We start from the raw sequence: 16,145 nt of genomic DNA on the forward strand, positions 1-16,145 counted from the left end.
GCAATACACTATTTGTATTACGGTCAGTCCCCTACACCGCTTTCATGTATAAAAACTGGACGAATCCATTATGACAGCTCCTCACTCCAGTTTTTTAAAAATCAGTCCTCAGATTTCTGTCTTACCATTAATTCATGGCAGTGGTGACTTTGCAATCGAAGTCCGTCGCGTGATGCTCAACAATGAGTTTGACTGCCTGGCGGTGCCGCTACCCCCCTCATTCCAGGAGAATGTCGAACGCGCCATCACCTTTCTGCCCAGTATTACCGCTGTGGTACAGGAAGAACCTCCGATCTCAGGTTCCGCCCCCTGGGAAGAAGAGGATGACGATGAAGATGTGCAACGACTCTGCAGCTATGTGCCCATCGATCCCTGTCAGGGTGTGATCGCTGCACTCCGCATCGCCATGATGGAACACATCGATCGGCATTTTATTGATCTGGAAACACAGCGGTTCGAAAGTATTTCCGCCTCACTGCCTGACCCCTATGCGCTAAAAAAAGTTCCCCTGGAAAAATTTGCTGCTGCGGTCTTACCGGCTCTGAATAAGCTTCCCGATGGACAGCCGCTCAATCGCTGTGTGATGATGGCACATCGACTCCGGGAACTGGAAAAGAAATACAAGTCGATTCTGCTGGTCTGCTCGCTTTCCGACTGGCCCTGGATCCACGATGCCTATATTGACCAGCAGCCTCTGGAAGTCGAAGATGAAGAGGTCAACGAAACCACCATCTATACCGCTGACTCGGAAACCCTGTTGTTTATGCTCGGCGAGCTCCCTTACATCACGGGTCTCTACGAAGCCGCCCGCTCTGAACTGGAAGATGACGAAAATCTCTCGGTAGACGGGATCAAAGAACTGGCGCTGACAGCACGCGACCGCTATCGACTCGAATTAAAATCCAAAGGCCGCAAAATAACCCCCAAGCTGCTGTCAGTCTACTTCCGGTATGTGCGCAACCTCTCACTCATCGAACGGCGGATGACCCCCGATCTCTACACACTCGTCAAAGCCGCACAACAGGTGGCCGGTGATCAGTTTGCCATTCAAATCGCAGAAACCGCACGCGAATACCCGTTCGTGCATCTGCTTCCATTTGATAAAATCAGCTTCGGCATCGAACAGGCCCAGCTTCCCAATGGAACCATGCTCGAGATGAGCAATCGTCTGCCCGGCAATCCAATCTCATGGCGAAATTGTGAACTCTCTCCCAAACCTCCCAAACCCAAACAGGATGAATGGGAAATGAAATGGGATCCATTTAAACAATGCAGCTGGCCTCCCGAAGACGTCGCCATTGAAAAGTTTCGCACGAGTGTCAAAGATCACGCTTTGAATCTGCTGGGTGTCGACCTGGCACGTACCGAAAAATTCACCACCAGTATGAAAGACGGACTCGATCTCCGCGAAACCCTCCGCAACTGGCACACCGGAGAACTTCACGTCAAAGTATTGCCTCCCAGTCGCGGGAAACTGGATTGTGTGCTCATGCTGTTCGACTCCCCCGCTGATCCGCGCGACTATCCATACCGCCTTACGTGGCATGCCGAACATCAGGACGAATCAACACTCGCCTTTTTTGCGACCGACTATCGCAAAGAGATGGTCGGTCCAGGTATCGGAATGGCAACCTACGGTGGTGCCCTGTTTCTGTTCCCGCCACGCCCCGTGCAGGATATCTGGAACGACTTTCAGTTCGACTTCGTCGATACTCTCGAAGAACGACTGCTCGTTGCCGCCTGTCACTACAGCCAGGAGCCCCATATTGCCGTGCTGAGTGAAGCCCCTCCGGGAATCGGCTGGCGCAGACTTGCCAAACGCTATCAGAAAAAACTGATCCACGTTCCCCTGGGACGCTTCAGCCAGGAAACGATCCAGCAGTTAAGGATGTTCCACGTTCTGAATGGCCAGAATATCCGCAGTTATGCCGCTCATTACATCAGAAAAGCCTGATATATTCTCCCACATGGCACAGCAGTCACGCGAGAAACGGTATATCTTAGTTTTTTTAATTAAATGCCCGTGAATCCTGTTTTTCCGTGTTCATTGCCCCCGGAAACCATTAGAATACAGTTTGTTTTAAATATTATCCTGCCTTGCATTCACTCCCAAATCTACGGAGAACCAGACTATGTCCGATTCGGTTAATCGTCGCACTTTTCTTGGTCAATCGGCGGTGGCAGCCACTGTTGCCAGCTTCGCAGCACCGGCCATCCTCTCAGCCGCCAATAATGCCCCCAGCAAAAAAGTCACTATCGGCATCATGGGGATGCAGCGCGGCCTTGCGCTCGCTAAAATCTTTGGCGCCCTGGATGGTGTCGAAATCAAATATGTCTGTGATACCGACGACACCCGTCTGACTAACGCTGCCAAAACAGTCGAAAAAGCGACGACAAAAGCACCACAGGCGATCGGTGACTTCCGCAAGATTCTGGACGACAAAGAAGTCGACGCCCTGATCGTTGCCCCCCCGAACCACTGGCATTCCCCCGCCACCATCCTGGGTTGTTCAGCCGGCAAAAACGTCTATGTCGAAAAGCCCTGCAGCCATAACCCCAAAGAAGGGGAAATGATGGTCGCCGCCGCCCGTAAGAACAAAAAAGCGGTTCAAATGGGGAGCCAGCGTCGCAGTAGCGAATCGATTCAGGAAGGGATTCAACGCGTCAAAGAGGGAGCCATCGGCGATGTCTATCTCGCTCGTGCTTTTTACGAAAGTGCCCGTGGTTCTATCGGCACAGGCAAGCCAGCTGCGGTCCCCGGCGAACTCAACTACGATCTCTGGCAGGGACCTGCACCCCGTCAGAAATACGTGGACAACCTGATTCATTATAACTGGCACTGGTTCTGGAAGTACGGTAACGGTGAACTGGGTAACAACGGCGTACATTCTCTGGACCTCTGTCGCTGGGGACTGGATGTCGACTATCCAACCCGCGTCGTCTCCAGTGGTGGTCGCTATGCCTATGATGATGATCAGCAGACCCCGGACACCCATGTCGTCGGTTACGAGTTCGGCGATGACAAACAGATCACCTGGCAGGGTACCAGTTGCAATCGTCATAAAAATGACTTTGTCACCTTCTTCGGCAGCAAAGGAACTTTGATTCTCGGCATTTCCGGTGGTTACCGCATTCTGGACGCCAAGGACAAAGAAATTGAAAAAGTGGACGGCAACCAGGGCTTGCGTGAACATGCTCAAAACTTCATTGATGCTATTCGTAACAATGAGCCTTTGAACCTGAATGCCGAAATCGAAATCGGACACAAGAGCACACTGCTCTGCCACCTTGGTAACATCGCACACCGTACCGGTCGTACGATGACCTGCGATCCTGCCAACGGTCATATCCAGAATGATGAGGAAGCCATGACTCTCTGGACTCGTGAATACGAACCAGGTTGGGAACCTAAAGTATAAGTTTCCCATAACAGAAAAAACAAAAGGGAGTCGGTCCTGGATCGACTCCCTTTTTTCGTGCGCGACATCTGGAGCTAAAAAAACACCTTCAATCGAAAGCGACTGAAGGTGTTTTGATTTGTACTGGAAAGAATGCCGAGTTTGATTCAAAGCTTGTCAGCCAGCTCCTTAACGGCATCCTTGTTAGTAGATACTATGTAGAGAGAAAAAGCGAATTAAATTAAAAGGGAAAAAGAAACGGATTCAAATCCCCTCTTATTCCCGCTACGATCAAAGGACACCAGAATTTTGAAACACTCAGTGAGATACACTATTGTCAGTTGTGCCGACAGTCGAAGCCTGAATCCGTGAGACACGCTACATGAAATACATTCTCTGCTTACTCTGTGCGCTTTACACTTCCGCTCCCATTGACGCAGCAGAGATCCAACACATCTGGTTGACTCATCGATCACAGCAGCCTGATCGAATCGTAGTGAACTGGAGCTCGACTCTGCCTGGCAACTCGATTGTTCATTTCGGCCTTGCCCCTGATGCACTGAAAACAGTCAAGACAGAAGAGAATACCAGTCTGCATCATGTGGAAATCCCCCTCACCGCACGGGATGCGCTGTACTACTATCGAGTCCAGACGGGAAAGCAGTATTCCAACATCGCAACTTTTAAGGCTTACCCTACTGGTTCGCTTCGCATTGCTATTGTTGCAGACTGGCAGTCTCGTCCTGATCTCTCAAGTCTGTTGAAAGATGATGTCCACCTGTTGCTGTCTGCCGGAGATAACATCAGTAATCTCTGGCAGACCTGCGGTCCTGGAAAGCCGGACTGCATTCAACCTTACCTCGAGCTGATCGGCGCTTATCCCGAACTGTTTCGATCAACGCCCTTCATGCCAGTCCTGGGGAACCATGATCGAGAAGTGTATCCGCGCGGTAAAAAACCGCCTGAGCATGCCGTCTATGATGTGGATGCTACTGCATTTCGCCGCTTCTTTGAACTGCCCGATCAGGAATGGATATGGAAATTTGATATCCCTGATTTTGACATTCGGTTCGTCGGCCTTGATTTCAATCACATTTCCGATCTCGGTACTACCTGGCAAACCTGCCACCCTCTGGACCGGAATTCGGAACAATACCGCTGGTATGAATCCATTACACAGCATCCGCCCGGACATCTGGTAACACTCTATAACGAACGCAATGCAACCATGCGTAATCAGCTGCAGGGGGACTGGCAACGACTGTTTCAGCGCGGAACACTCTGTGTGACCGGCTTTGGTTATTTCGCCGAACGGGCCGAAGCTGATGGAGTCACATACTACAATACATCACTCAGCGGTACAGGGACTCAATACCCCGACCCGCATTCAAAGTTTCTGGCCGGAAAAGACAGTTATCTGTTGTTGACCTGTGATCGTAATTCGGGTGCGCTGACCGTGGAACTGAAAAGCCTGAAAAACGAAGTGCTGGATCGCCAGCAATTTTCCCCACGATCAAAAAAGTAAGCTGATTTGCTGCAGGCGCAGCTTTTTCGCAGCAGCCACAATCCATGTCGGATGGACTGAATCAGCTTATTCTTCTGTCGTCGAAGCAGACTGAGACTTCAAAGCCGGAATCTCATCGGGAACGGAAAAGTACATGTCGTCCCTTCGTTTTTCCTGACGACTCAGTTTGTGCAGCTGATCGGGTTGCAGCGCATGCGGCATCAGCGAACAGCCGGTCAAATGCAGTGACAGACCGGAAAGAACCAGCACCAGACACACTCGAATCAGAACCTTCATTTTGACCTTTCCATGGGCAAAATTATGCGATTGTCCATCAGCAATACTTCAGTTCTGCGATCCCGTATGCGGATTCAAATCGCGTTCCGGAATATGATCGGGAACGGAAAAGTAAGTATCCTGGCGGGGTGCCGGACCACGGTTCAGCTTATGCCACTGACTGGGCTGCAACGCATGCGGCAACATTTCACAACCGGAAGCAAAGAAGGACAGGCTGGGAATGATCACTATGATGAGTGCTTTTGAGAGAACTTTCATTGAGAGAATCCCGTTTTAATTTTCTAGAGTTCGTTCCATTCACTTTCTCGCCTTTCCAACTCAATCCGGACGTACGAGAAAGAGCGATAATCCGCCTGAACAGACGAAGATTTCCTCTACCCGCGCGCAGGCAAAAAAGGCGAACCAGTTGCTCGTCTTTCAAAAAAGTGAATTTCAATAGTAACTGTTTGGATTGAGAAGTGAGAGATGAGGCAGGAATTCTAGTCAGACACTGCCAGTCTGCCAAGACCGATTTACATGCAAAATCTGCCGGTTCACTGTATGATTACAGTGTTTTCAGTCGGCGGTATTCCTGTAACTGCTGTTTCAACTGTATCACAAGCAGCGAAGCCGATTCATTTTCAACCATAAATCGGCTGCAGGCATACGTCTGATACCACTCAGAGACAGCCTGATTTTGAATCCGCCGGGAAAACTGCATTAGTGTTTCCCCCGGTTTCCGGACGAGTTTATGTTTTGCCATCAGGCGATCCATTTGCGCCAGTAGCAGGTGCAACTCCTGAATATGAACCGGGTTTCTCTTAAAGGCTGCCCGCTCCTGTAATATTTTCAATATGAGATAAAAAAACCACCTGAGCACAAACCAGAGCACCACTCCCAGAACCAGCAGCAGCAGCGGGAGCTGCGCTTCTGACAACGCCAGAATCCACTGCCCCTGCTGCAACGCTGTTTTCAGTCGGGCGAACTGACCGATAAAGGACTCCCAGTACTGGCGGGTTCCACTGGGTGCATAATATTCGGGTTGCCCTGAAGCAGGAGTCGACTCTACTGTCACCCAGCCAAGTTCCGGATCCCATGCTTCTACCCAGGCATGCGCATGTCGATTCCGGGCCACCCAATATTGATCGTAATGATTTCGTTCCCGCACCACATAACCTGTGACGTATCGGCAAGGGACTCCCGCCAGCCTCAACAGCAGCGCAGTTCCGGAAGCAAAATACTCACAATGGGCCTTGGGTTTTTCCAGCAGAAAGTACGTAATCGGATCGGCTCCCTGTGGAATCGAAATCCCGAGTTCATACTCATAGTTATTCTGGAAGTAGGCTTGAACCCGTTTTATCTTTGCAGCCGGTGTGTCACAGCCGGCGAAAACCTCTTGTGACAGTTTCTGAATCGCTGGCGAAATATTGTATGGTAACTGCAAAAGCCGTCTTAATGCCTGCTCCGATTCAGGACGATGTGGCAGCGTGTGACGCGGATAATAAAGTGAGTAAGGAAATCCGCTTTCCATGGAACGTGAAGTCAGAATATCCTGGCTGTCAAACTGCACGCTATGAGCAACGGCATATACCAGTGGTGTATTCAAAGGCGCAAAAATGTGTCCCGCCTCCTCAGACCAGACCTGATATTCAATCCAGTTGGATGACTTGGCCTCTCCGATCTGAAACCAGGTTCCATCCTGAGGTACAGTGGCCTGCACACCGGCAGGAGGCACTGCGATGATGGGCGCATTATGATTTCCTATTTCTGAATGCCACTCAGAATTGAAAAACTGCACAAAAGCCCGCCCGCGAAAATAGCCTGGTTCATCGGTGGACTGCACACGCAGTTTGATCTGCTCAGCTCCCGCATCGAACTGTTTACTCAAACTTCCCAGTCGTGAAATCGTCGAAAAACCGGCACGCGATGTCAGCCCTCCCGTGCGAGGTTCAATCAGCCGGTAATACAACTGATCCAGTTCGCGTTCGTACCGATCCAGGCCCGTTGCCGTCAACCAGCCCATCATACAGATCAAAACGAAAAATCCTGTCCGAATCACATAAACAGACCAGCGTTTCCTTTCCGGCTTGACCGGTTTCCGGACAGCATGCCCCCACTGATAAAACACCCCGGTTAACAGGATGTAACCGAAAACCAGAACCTGGTAGTACCGCCCCTTCGACCCATAAACGAGAATGTCTCCGATCAGTATATAGGCGACAATTCCGAACAGTGGAAAGGAGTTTGGTAGAAAACGTTCAAAATGGCTGTCGAACATCTGGCGCAGCTGTACGGTAATGACAAATTGAGCTGCCGCATATGCCAGTGGTGTGCGGATCGCCAGCCGATCCAAAGCAAATTCATGCTGATACATCATATATTTGGCCATAAACAGAATGGCCAGCATACTGGTTGTCCAGAACACCTGACGTCGTGAAAAGGAATAGCGCAGCAGAGGCACATACGACAGCGCGGCCAGAACAATGATACTGAAAGGGAAAAACAGCGTTTCAGACAGAATCCCAAACGTAGCGCATTCCAGGCTGATCATTGTGAACGCGATGGTACGTTGCGCATTCATACTGATTCCACCTTCCCCTTTGCAATCTCGTCCGGGGTAAACTGGTAAGCGGGTCCAAACTCATCCGCATTATAAGGCAGTGTCGTATTGCCTTCATGAATAATGATGGTTTTCAGACTCGAACCGGAATCCAGGACGGCACGTGCCATCTGCTCTCGCCGTTCGTCCCAGTCCAGAAAAATGCAGACGGCTGTCGAGACATTGGATAACTCTTCAAACACAGCCGGACCAATCGTCTCGAACGGATCGTCCGGACAACGGTCGACACACGACAGGATCTCTAGCACATTGTCAAAATGCGCCGTATGTCGGCCTGCTCGAAATACATACAACTCCGGCCCTGCAGCAAACAGGTCGATCAGATATTCTCCTCGCGACAGCGCGTCGGCTATGGATGCCGTCAGACTGATTCCTGCTTCGAGAACGTTCATCGGCTGCTTTTCAGACAAAATCGGCTGATATCGCTGACCGATTGTTTTCAACTTCTCGATCAACCAGGATTCGGGAGGCATATAAGTATCCAGGATCAAAGCGATCCGGCAGTAATACTCTTCCTGATACTCCCGGACCACAGGTTTACCCAGCCGCGCCCACGACCGAAAATCAAGACGGCGGGCGGGCTCTCCCGGTACGTATTCCCGGTTACCAACATACTCGGGTGATTCGCCGACATTGGAAGTCAAGGCAATCCCCCCCGGTTGAAACTTACTGCCCACTGGCAGATCAACACTGGTCAGCTGATGAAAGGCAGGCAGTACCAGTAGTGATTTCCCGGGTAATGCCGCGTTTCCGGAGCGGTTGAGATGAAACGGAAACAGCGTATGCACGCCCAGCTTGGGTAGTGCATAAAATCCGCGCTGCGGCGCATTAATGGTGACAGTCACATCGACCGATTCACCGCGAGACAGACATCCCAGAGTATCGTCACGATCCGCCTGCGACAGTGGTCTTTCCAGCCAGCGAAACGCGACAGCCATATCATAAATGGGCAACCAGCCCCGATTCGTTACAGTAAAATGACCAACCGCAGGCTGGCCGGCGGTCGTCTGGGCTGGAAAATCCCCCTTCAGATCACAGCGGGGACGAAACACCCACGAAGCTATTCCGTCTACCAGAATCAAAGCCATCAACACGCTGAACAGATTATAAATGGGGACGGAAACAGAAATCGTACCAATGCCGGACAGAAAAAATCCGAACAGCAGGATCTTTCCCGGATAGGTCATGCGGTAATACCAGTAATGCTTGTGCATCCGCACGAGCAGCAGGCGATTGGTAAAGGAATCTTTTTTCCTGATCTTAGATGAATAAGGATCGTATTCCGAGACATGCATAACTGAATCAACGTTTCACTTTGATAGATCCGGACTGCCTCCGCGCGAATCACCTTCAGCCTGAGAAATCATGACCGGGCTACGTAGGCACTTTGACTTTATTCACGATATCCTTCACAACATCCAGCTTGGTAATACTGCTGTATTTTGCTTTTGAAGTTAAAATCAGCCGGTGCGCCAATACGTACTCAGCCATATGCTGCACATCATCGGGCAATACATAATTTCGACTTTTCAGAAACGCGATCGCCTGGGAAGCCCGAAACAGCATCAGCGAACCACGAGGACTGACACCTAGTTTTAAGCGTGGGTCATTGCGCGTCATATTGACCAGGTCGATCATGTAGCGGGCCACACTCTGATCGACGTGCACCGTTTTCACCTGGTCCTGCATCTGAACCACTTCCTCGTGACTCAAAACCCGCTCCAGATGATCCACCGGATGCTCCGTCGACTGCGAAAATAAAATATCGATTTCATTTTCCGCATCGGGATAACCCAGTTGCAGGTGAATCAGAAAGCGGTCGAGCTGCGCTTCGGGCAGAGGATACGTGCCGTGAAAGTCTACCGGATTCTGCGTCGCCAGCACGAAGAAAGGAGAAGGCAACAGATAGCGCACGCCTTCAATCGTCGCCTGCGCTTCACTCATCGCTTCCAGCAGTGCAGACTGTGTTCGCGGCGATGCGCGGTTGATTTCATCTGCCAGCAGAATATTACAGAAGATCGGACCTTCCCGGAAATGAAACGTGCCATCCACGGGATTATAAATGGAAGAACCAAGAATATCGGTCGGCAGCAGATCCGGCGTAAACTGCACCCGGTTGAAGGGAACGTCCAGAGAGCGGGCCAGTGCTTTCGCCAGTGTGGTTTTACCCGTGCCGGGCACATCTTCCATTAGAACCGAACCGTTCGAGAGCAACGCCACCATCATCATATCGATGCTCTCTGATTTCCCCCGTATCACGCTGCTCAGATTATTCTTTAACAGGCTCAACTTCTGAACGTATTTTTCGCTTTGCTCCGGCAACGTGGACTGCGCCATACGACTTCTCAACCATTTATTCTGTCAGATCAGGGAAATGCAGATTCAAATCGCATCTTCGATTCGTGTGTTCCATCACAAAGGCAAGGGATCAGCTCGATTATAGCAGATCACAGCAAAATGAAAGCACTCTCACAAAAATATTTCCCTTGAATCAAAATCAAATTTGAATATTCCATGAAGACATTACCGGCTATGAGCCTGGTCGCCAGGGTTCTGGTCCACCTGGTTTCGCCTGCAGGAACTTTGCATCGGTCTCCTGATACCACTTGTGAAGCTGCTCGCGCATCGCAGCCACACGTTTCGGATATTTTGCCGACAGGTCCTGTTTCTCGCCCAGATCTTCTTTGAGATGATACAGGTGCACCTGTCCGTCCTCGAACCGTTCAATCAGTTTCCAGTCCCCCACACGAATCGCACCGCCGGGAATCCCTCCCTGATTGGAATAATGCGGGTAATGCCAGTACAACGCATCCCGTTTCAGCGGTTCTTCTCCCTGCAGAAACGGTTTCAGACTCACTCCATCCAGATGTTGCTGCGGTTTCAAAGGCAGTCCTGCCAGATCCAGGATCGTGGGGTAAAAATCGGTTGTAATCACAGGCTCGTCGCAAACGCTGCCCGGCTCTGTTCTACCTGGCCAGCGAATCAGAAAGACTTCCCGAATCCCCCCTTCGTACAACCAGCCTTTTCCACCGCGCAAAGGCAGGTTGGATGTGGGCGAGCCCTCTGAGGTACTGAGCCCCCCATTGTCGGCGGTCAGCATCACCACTGTATTCTCAGCGACGCCCGACTCTTCCAGTTGTCGCAGTACTTTGCCGACCGCTTTGTCCATCGACTCCACCATTGCCGCATACACGGCATGATTCTGCAGAATCCGCACACGGCGTTTTTCATCGACGGGAAACACCTGTTCTTCGTCTGCAAACTCTTCCTGACCGGTCAGCCCCAGCCGTTTCGCTTTCTCTTTATATTTGGTCACCAGCGGACTGGGGCCCATCAGGGGAGTATGCACCGAATAAAAGGCGAGATAAGCAAAGAAGGGTTCATCGCGATGTGCATCAATAAACTGAGCCGTCTCACTCGCCAGACGATCAGGCAGATGTTCCCCTTTGGGCCCGTCCGTCAAACGGGGATTTCCGTAGGGTGAGAAATATTTTCCCCCGCCATACGGACCGCCACGATGCCAGCCGCCACGGTTAATATCAAACCCCTGTTTTTCAGGCCAGAATTCTTCCGTCGGGCCCAGATGCCACTTGCCTGCGAAAAACGTGGAATACCCGTGTTCCTTAAGTGCTTCCGCGATTGTTGTCTCGCTTAAAGGCATCTTGTCATTCAGTGGTGCAGGCAGAAATTTCCCGGCACGTTTTCCTGAGAAAAAATTCGTCGCATCCACACGCGTTGGATATTTCCCCGTCATAATGCTGTAACGCGTCGGGCTGCAAACCGGATTGGCCGCGTAGCCGTTGGTAAACCGCATGCCGGTCTTCGCCAGCTGGTTGATATGAGGCGTCTCATAAAAGGTCTGCGGATTATTACAACCCACATCCATATACCCCAGATCGTCCACCAGAATAAACACGAAGTTCAACGGTTTTTTCTGTTTTGATTCCTCAGCAGCAGACAACGGCCTGTCTGCCAGAACCGAGATGGCAATCATCAACATTAACGTGCAGCGCGACAACAGTTGCATGTTGAAATTCCTCAAAAGAAGTGTTTCAGCTGTTTTCAATTCCGTATTGTTTCAGTTTCTTACTCAACGTGGTCCGATGCAAGCCCAGACACCGCGCCGCGGGGGCACATTGTCCATGAAATTTCTCCAGCGCGACTTCCATCACGGGAGGCTCAATCAGTGTCAGCAGCTGTTCATAAATATTCGCAGCCTGCTCTGGATCCGTCAGCTGCGCTTCTGCCCACTCTTTCAACAGCCCCCTGATTTCCGCTTCTGAGCCCGCGGGAGCCTCATCCATTCCCAGAAACGACTGTGACACCGCAGCCGGCAGATCTTCTGGTAAGATCGTCCCCCCCCTTGCCCGCAATGCCGCATGTTCAATCGCATTCCGCAACTCGCGCACATTACCGTACCAGGGACGCCGCTCAAGCTCCGCGACCGTTTCCGCAGTCAGACGATGCTGCATCCCCGTCTGTCGGTCCACAAACCGCTCCAGAAAAAATTCCGCCAGCACGCGAATGTCAGCCACCCGCTTTCGCAGAGGTGGAATATCAATCTGGAATGTACAGAGACGAAAATAGAGATCGTGTCGAAATTTCCCCTGCTTGATTAATGATTCCAGATTACGATGTGTGGCGGCGATCAGTCGAAAACTCGTCTTCACCCGCTGATTCGAACCGACGGGCAGGACCTCCCCCTCTTCCAGCGCACGCAGCAGTTTAATCTGAATCGCCAGAGGAATGTCGGCAACTTCATCCAGGAATAACGTCCCCTGGTCGGCCTGCTCCAGAAAACCAACCCGCGCCGATTCCGCACTTGTGAAAGCCCCCTGTGCATGGCCGAACAGTTCGCTCTCTGCCAGCCCCTCACTCAGCGAAGCAATGTTAACCGCGACGAATGGCCCCGCTGCACGGTCACTGAATCGATGAATAGCCTGTGCCGCCAGTTCTTTTCCTGTTCCACTTTCACCCGAGAGAAGAACACTCGCTTCCGAGCCCGCTACCAGCGCGATCGACTTGAAGACGTTCTGCATCTCAGGAGTCGAACCAACGAGTCCCTCTACCTGTCGTGGCTCACCGGGCGTCAGTTCATCACGCTGGGATTCATCGATGGCTTTCTCCAGCACCCGTTCCATCTGATTCAGATCGAAGGGTTTGACGATATAATCAAACGCGCCGTTCCGAACCGCTTCCACTGCAGTCTGCAAGTCACCATAAGCGGTAATCACAATCACGGGAACCGATCCGATACGATCGTAGAGCCCCTGCATCGCGGTTAACCCATCCATGCCTGGCAGCCGCACATCCATCACTACGACATCCGGGCGTTCCTCTTCTGCAAGACTCAGAGCCTGTTCCGCCGACGAAGCCATCCGCACCTGATGCCCCAGGCTCTCACCCAGCTGGCTCAACCCCCAGCAGATCGATTCTTCATCATCAACGATTAATAATTTCGACACGCGCGTTCTCCACCTGATAGACAGGTAACTCTACGATAAAACAGGTCTGCTGACCTCGACGCTCCCAGTGTAGTTGCCCACCATGGTTCTGCACGATTTCCCTGGCAACAAACAGTCCCAGCCCGGTTCCGTCTTTTTTTGCTGTCACCAGAGGCTCAAACATTTTACTGACAATGGCAGACTCTGGCCCCGGTCCTGTATCTGTGACTTCCAAAATAACAGACTCTGCACCACTTGGGAACAGCTTCAACCTGACTTCTGCCTCCAGCTCCTGTTGAGCATCGGGTTCTGATTGCACCGACAATGTTGCTTCAATCGCGTTCAGAATCAGATTGGACATCAACTGCTCCAGTGACTCCGCATCCCCCTCAATTGTCAATGATTCTTCAACAGAATCATTGATGAGCCGGACACCCCCATGCCGCGCAGTGGGCTCCAGCAGACTCATCAGCTTCTCGACAATCTCATTCAGATACACCGGTGCAAAGCTGGAAAAATGACCGGCTTTGTTTTCCAGAAAACTCTGCAGGTATTGTTCGATCATACAGAGCTGACGATTGGCGACCTGTAATGTTTCATCCTGTTCGCTGTCGGCACATTTTCGCAGATACAGATCCAACGCAATCCGACAACCGGTTACTGCATTTCGAAGCTGATGTGCGATCGCACCGCGCAACTGTCCCAGCGTCTTCAGCCGCTCACTCCGTTTGACTTCGTCTTCATAATCTCCCAGCAGTTCCGCCATCTGGTTGATGGAAATACTCAGATCGCGAATTTCATCGTCTCGCGCAGGTAGAGTCATCGGATGAAAATCTCCATGCGCGATCTGTGCGACTTTACGTTCGAGCCGCTGCAAAGGACGCGTGACTCGACCGGCGATCACAGTCGCCAGAATCGCCACCACGATCAACGCGATACTGCCTGCCAGTAAAGACGGATAAATGGCGTTCGACAACGCTTCCCGATATGCTTTCACCGGGTAATAAATGTGTAAATACTGCACGTCATCCGTCCGCGATCGCTGGTGAATCTGGACGACGGCGTGAAAAAAACGAGTATCCCCGGTTTCGATCACATCTGAAATCTGTAACTGGTTCCATTCAGGCGGATTCTGATTAACAGCCGCTGGGACAAAATCAGGTCGCGTCGAAGAGAGCACCTCGTTGTCCGGTTCCACCAGGACAAAGTCAGCTCCCGATAAACCTTTGGTCTGGTTCAGGACTGCTGCAGTGAGTGGGAACGTCGCTTCATTCAGGGTATGTGCGATCTGGCGAAACTGATCCCGGATCTGCAGTTTAATCTGGTTGGTGGCCAGCCAGGCATGCAATAGCGTCACTGACACAATCGCGCAGACCATAATGCCCACCATCGGAATCAGGATCTGGTACCTTAAAGGCCAGCGCATCACTTAATTGGCTTTCTGTGGGTCAACGTAAATTCAGGTAAACATTCCACGAACGCGACAGCCCGCAGAGATGATTTCATTTTATGGTAAACACGGACCATAAAACACATTCAACCTGTCAGTTCAGATCGTATTTTTCAATCCAGGGCTGCCATGCACCGCTTTTGAACGTCGACAGGACCGCGACAAATGTCGAACTATTCGACATGCATATCGAAATAACCGACACCTCTTTTCAGTGTGTCATATCAATAAAAGCAAACCAACAAAAATCCTGCATAGCATCCTGGATAACCTGCACAAATATTTGAAAATAACTGCTTTGGAACATTGTTTGCGGCTATAATTCAGGATTCAAACGACCCGCCCACAAAGTAAGCAGGAATCTTAAAATGCGCACCCGACGTGGCTTTACCCTGATCGAATTGCTGGTGGTGATTGCCATCATCGCGATTCTGATCGCTTTATTGCTCCCCGCAGTCCAGCAGGCACGCGAAGCCGCCCGCCGAACTCAATGCAAAAACCATCTCAAACAGCTGGGGCTCGCGATTCACAATTATGCCAGCAGCTATCGATATCTCCCCCCCGGCGCGAGCGTGGACCTGTCCGTCTCTTCCACAGGAAACAACGGTTCCTGGGGCGTGCACGGTCGCATCCTCCCCGTGTTGGAACAGGGGAACCTGTATAACAATGTTGATCTCTCGATCGCCTGGGATTTCCAGACCGCCATTGATGGTCTCAAAATCTCCGTCTACGCCTGCCCCAGCGATCCCAACAGTGACCGCGTTCGGGATCCCGGCAATAATAAGGTAAAACTCTATCCCACCAACTATGGTTTCAATTATGGAACCTGGTTTGTGTTCGACCCCACCAATGGCAGCAGCGGCAATGGTGCCTTTTACCCGAATGCCAGCTTGAGCATGGCTTCTTTTCTGGATGGAACCAGCAACACTCTGCTGGCGGCTGAAGTGAAAGGCTGGCAACCCTACACGCGCAATGGCGGCCCATCAACGACCACCATTCCCGGCAGTGCATCAGCGGCCGCCACGATTGTTGCCTCGGGTTCCGACTTTAAAACCGATACCGGTCACACCGAATGGCCCGATGGCCGCGTTCATCATACCGGTTTTACGGTCACGTTGAATCCCAACACCTACGTACCTTATACCAGTGGCGGAACGGAATACGACGCCGACTATAATTCCTGGCAGGAAGGAAAGAACGGCAGCGCAGGCTCCCCCACTTATGCGATCATCACATCGCGCAGCTATCACACAGGTGTAGTCAACGCCGCTCTCGTCGATGGTTCCGTCAGAACGATCAGCGAAAATATCTCGCTCGATATCTGGCGTGCCCTGGGCACCCGCGACAACGGAGAAGTACTGGGTGAGTTCTAACTTTTCTCACTGCAGCAATTTCTTATACACGGCAGAGTGGATCTGATTTCGGATCCACTCTTTTTTTGTCTGCATTTTCT

At 51.4% G+C, this 16,145-nt stretch carries 12 protein-coding genes; 4 read left to right on the forward strand and 8 right to left on the reverse strand.

What is annotated here, in order from left to right; all coding sequences use genetic code 11:
* Positions 1-70 precede the first annotated feature (70 nt).
* The 3 genes from ACN0YN_RS17020 (at position 71) to ACN0YN_RS17030 (ending at position 4,923) form a co-directional block, all read left to right on the forward strand.
* Positions 71-1,954 carry a hypothetical protein gene (locus ACN0YN_RS17020; RefSeq protein WP_417386228.1) on the forward strand — a complete coding sequence of 628 codons (1,884 nt, stop codon included), beginning with the start codon at positions 71-73 and terminating at the stop codon, positions 1,952-1,954.
* A 178-nt stretch (positions 1,955-2,132) separates the two neighbouring features.
* Positions 2,133-3,419 (forward strand): Gfo/Idh/MocA family protein, encoded by a 1,287-nt coding sequence (locus ACN0YN_RS17025; RefSeq protein ID WP_417386229.1) that lies wholly within the window; start codon positions 2,133-2,135, stop codon positions 3,417-3,419.
* Positions 3,420-3,780: 361 nt separating this feature from the next.
* Positions 3,781-4,923 (forward strand): metallophosphoesterase family protein, encoded by a 1,143-nt coding sequence (locus tag ACN0YN_RS17030; protein WP_417386230.1) that lies wholly within the window; start codon positions 3,781-3,783, stop codon positions 4,921-4,923.
* Positions 4,924-4,989: 66 nt separating this feature from the next.
* Here the strand turns inward: ACN0YN_RS17030 and ACN0YN_RS17035 are convergent, their stop codons facing one another.
* The 8 genes from ACN0YN_RS17035 to ACN0YN_RS17070 form a co-directional block, all read right to left on the reverse strand.
* On the reverse strand, positions 4,990-5,199 hold the full coding sequence (locus ACN0YN_RS17035) for a hypothetical protein (protein WP_417386231.1): 210 nt from the start codon (positions 5,197-5,199) through the stop codon (positions 4,990-4,992).
* Positions 5,200-5,247: 48 nt separating this feature from the next.
* Positions 5,248-5,457 carry a hypothetical protein gene (locus ACN0YN_RS17040; protein ID WP_417386232.1) on the reverse strand — a complete coding sequence of 70 codons (210 nt, stop codon included), beginning with the start codon at positions 5,455-5,457 and terminating at the stop codon, positions 5,248-5,250.
* Between the two features lie 286 nt (positions 5,458-5,743).
* The gene (locus tag ACN0YN_RS17045; protein ID WP_417386233.1) at positions 5,744-7,759 is read right to left on the reverse strand and encodes a transglutaminase-like domain-containing protein; all 2,016 of its coding nucleotides are present in this window, start codon (positions 7,757-7,759) and stop codon (positions 5,744-5,746) included.
* Positions 7,756-9,093, reverse strand: coding sequence for a DUF58 domain-containing protein (locus tag ACN0YN_RS17050; RefSeq protein WP_417386234.1), 1,338 nt, complete (start codon positions 9,091-9,093; stop codon positions 7,756-7,758). Before ACN0YN_RS17050 ends, ACN0YN_RS17045 begins: the two co-directional genes overlap by 4 nt.
* A 79-nt stretch (positions 9,094-9,172) precedes the next feature.
* Positions 9,173-10,135: an AAA family ATPase gene (locus tag ACN0YN_RS17055; protein ID WP_417386235.1), complete on the reverse strand. Its 963-nt coding sequence runs from the start codon at positions 10,133-10,135 to the stop codon at positions 9,173-9,175.
* Positions 10,136-10,328: 193 nt separating this feature from the next.
* On the reverse strand, positions 10,329-11,825 hold the full coding sequence (locus ACN0YN_RS17060; protein ID WP_417386236.1) for a sulfatase: 1,497 nt from the start codon (positions 11,823-11,825) through the stop codon (positions 10,329-10,331).
* Positions 11,826-11,850: 25 nt separating this feature from the next.
* Positions 11,851-13,263, reverse strand: a complete 1,413-nt coding sequence (locus ACN0YN_RS17065) for a sigma 54-interacting transcriptional regulator (RefSeq protein ID WP_417386237.1) — start codon at positions 13,261-13,263, stop codon at positions 11,851-11,853.
* The gene (locus tag ACN0YN_RS17070; protein ID WP_417386268.1) at positions 13,241-14,668 is read right to left on the reverse strand and encodes an ATP-binding protein; all 1,428 of its coding nucleotides are present in this window, start codon (positions 14,666-14,668) and stop codon (positions 13,241-13,243) included. Before ACN0YN_RS17070 ends, ACN0YN_RS17065 begins: the two co-directional genes overlap by 23 nt.
* Positions 14,669-15,060: 392 nt before the next feature.
* On the opposite strand from ACN0YN_RS17070, the gene ACN0YN_RS17075 reads away from it, so the two are divergent.
* On the forward strand, positions 15,061-16,065 hold the full coding sequence (locus ACN0YN_RS17075) for a DUF1559 domain-containing protein (RefSeq protein ID WP_417386238.1): 1,005 nt from the start codon (positions 15,061-15,063) through the stop codon (positions 16,063-16,065).
* The last annotated feature ends 80 nt before the right edge of the window (positions 16,066-16,145 follow it).

The sequence above is a fragment of the Gimesia sp. genome (assembly GCF_048260065.1).
In the GTDB taxonomy this organism is placed as follows: domain Bacteria; phylum Planctomycetota; class Planctomycetia; order Planctomycetales; family Planctomycetaceae; genus Gimesia.

Coding starts and splice junctions, on each gene's coding strand:
- ACN0YN_RS17020 (WP_417386228.1), top strand. CDS start 71: ATGACAGCTCCTCACTCCAGTTTTTTAAAAATCAGTCCTCAGATTTCT.
- ACN0YN_RS17025 (WP_417386229.1), top strand. CDS start 2,133: ATGTCCGATTCGGTTAATCGTCGCACTTTTCTTGGTCAATCGGCGGTG.
- ACN0YN_RS17030 (WP_417386230.1), top strand. CDS start 3,781: ATGAAATACATTCTCTGCTTACTCTGTGCGCTTTACACTTCCGCTCCC.
- ACN0YN_RS17035 (WP_417386231.1), bottom strand. CDS start 5,199: ATGAAGGTTCTGATTCGAGTGTGTCTGGTGCTGGTTCTTTCCGGTCTG.
- ACN0YN_RS17040 (WP_417386232.1), bottom strand. CDS start 5,457: ATGAAAGTTCTCTCAAAAGCACTCATCATAGTGATCATTCCCAGCCTG.
- ACN0YN_RS17045 (WP_417386233.1), bottom strand. CDS start 7,759: ATGAATGCGCAACGTACCATCGCGTTCACAATGATCAGCCTGGAATGC.
- ACN0YN_RS17050 (WP_417386234.1), bottom strand. CDS start 9,093: ATGCATGTCTCGGAATACGATCCTTATTCATCTAAGATCAGGAAAAAA.
- ACN0YN_RS17055 (WP_417386235.1), bottom strand. CDS start 10,135: ATGGCGCAGTCCACGTTGCCGGAGCAAAGCGAAAAATACGTTCAGAAG.
- ACN0YN_RS17060 (WP_417386236.1), bottom strand. CDS start 11,825: ATGCAACTGTTGTCGCGCTGCACGTTAATGTTGATGATTGCCATCTCG.
- ACN0YN_RS17070 (WP_417386268.1), bottom strand. CDS start 14,668: ATGCGCTGGCCTTTAAGGTACCAGATCCTGATTCCGATGGTGGGCATT.
- ACN0YN_RS17075 (WP_417386238.1), top strand. CDS start 15,061: ATGCGCACCCGACGTGGCTTTACCCTGATCGAATTGCTGGTGGTGATT.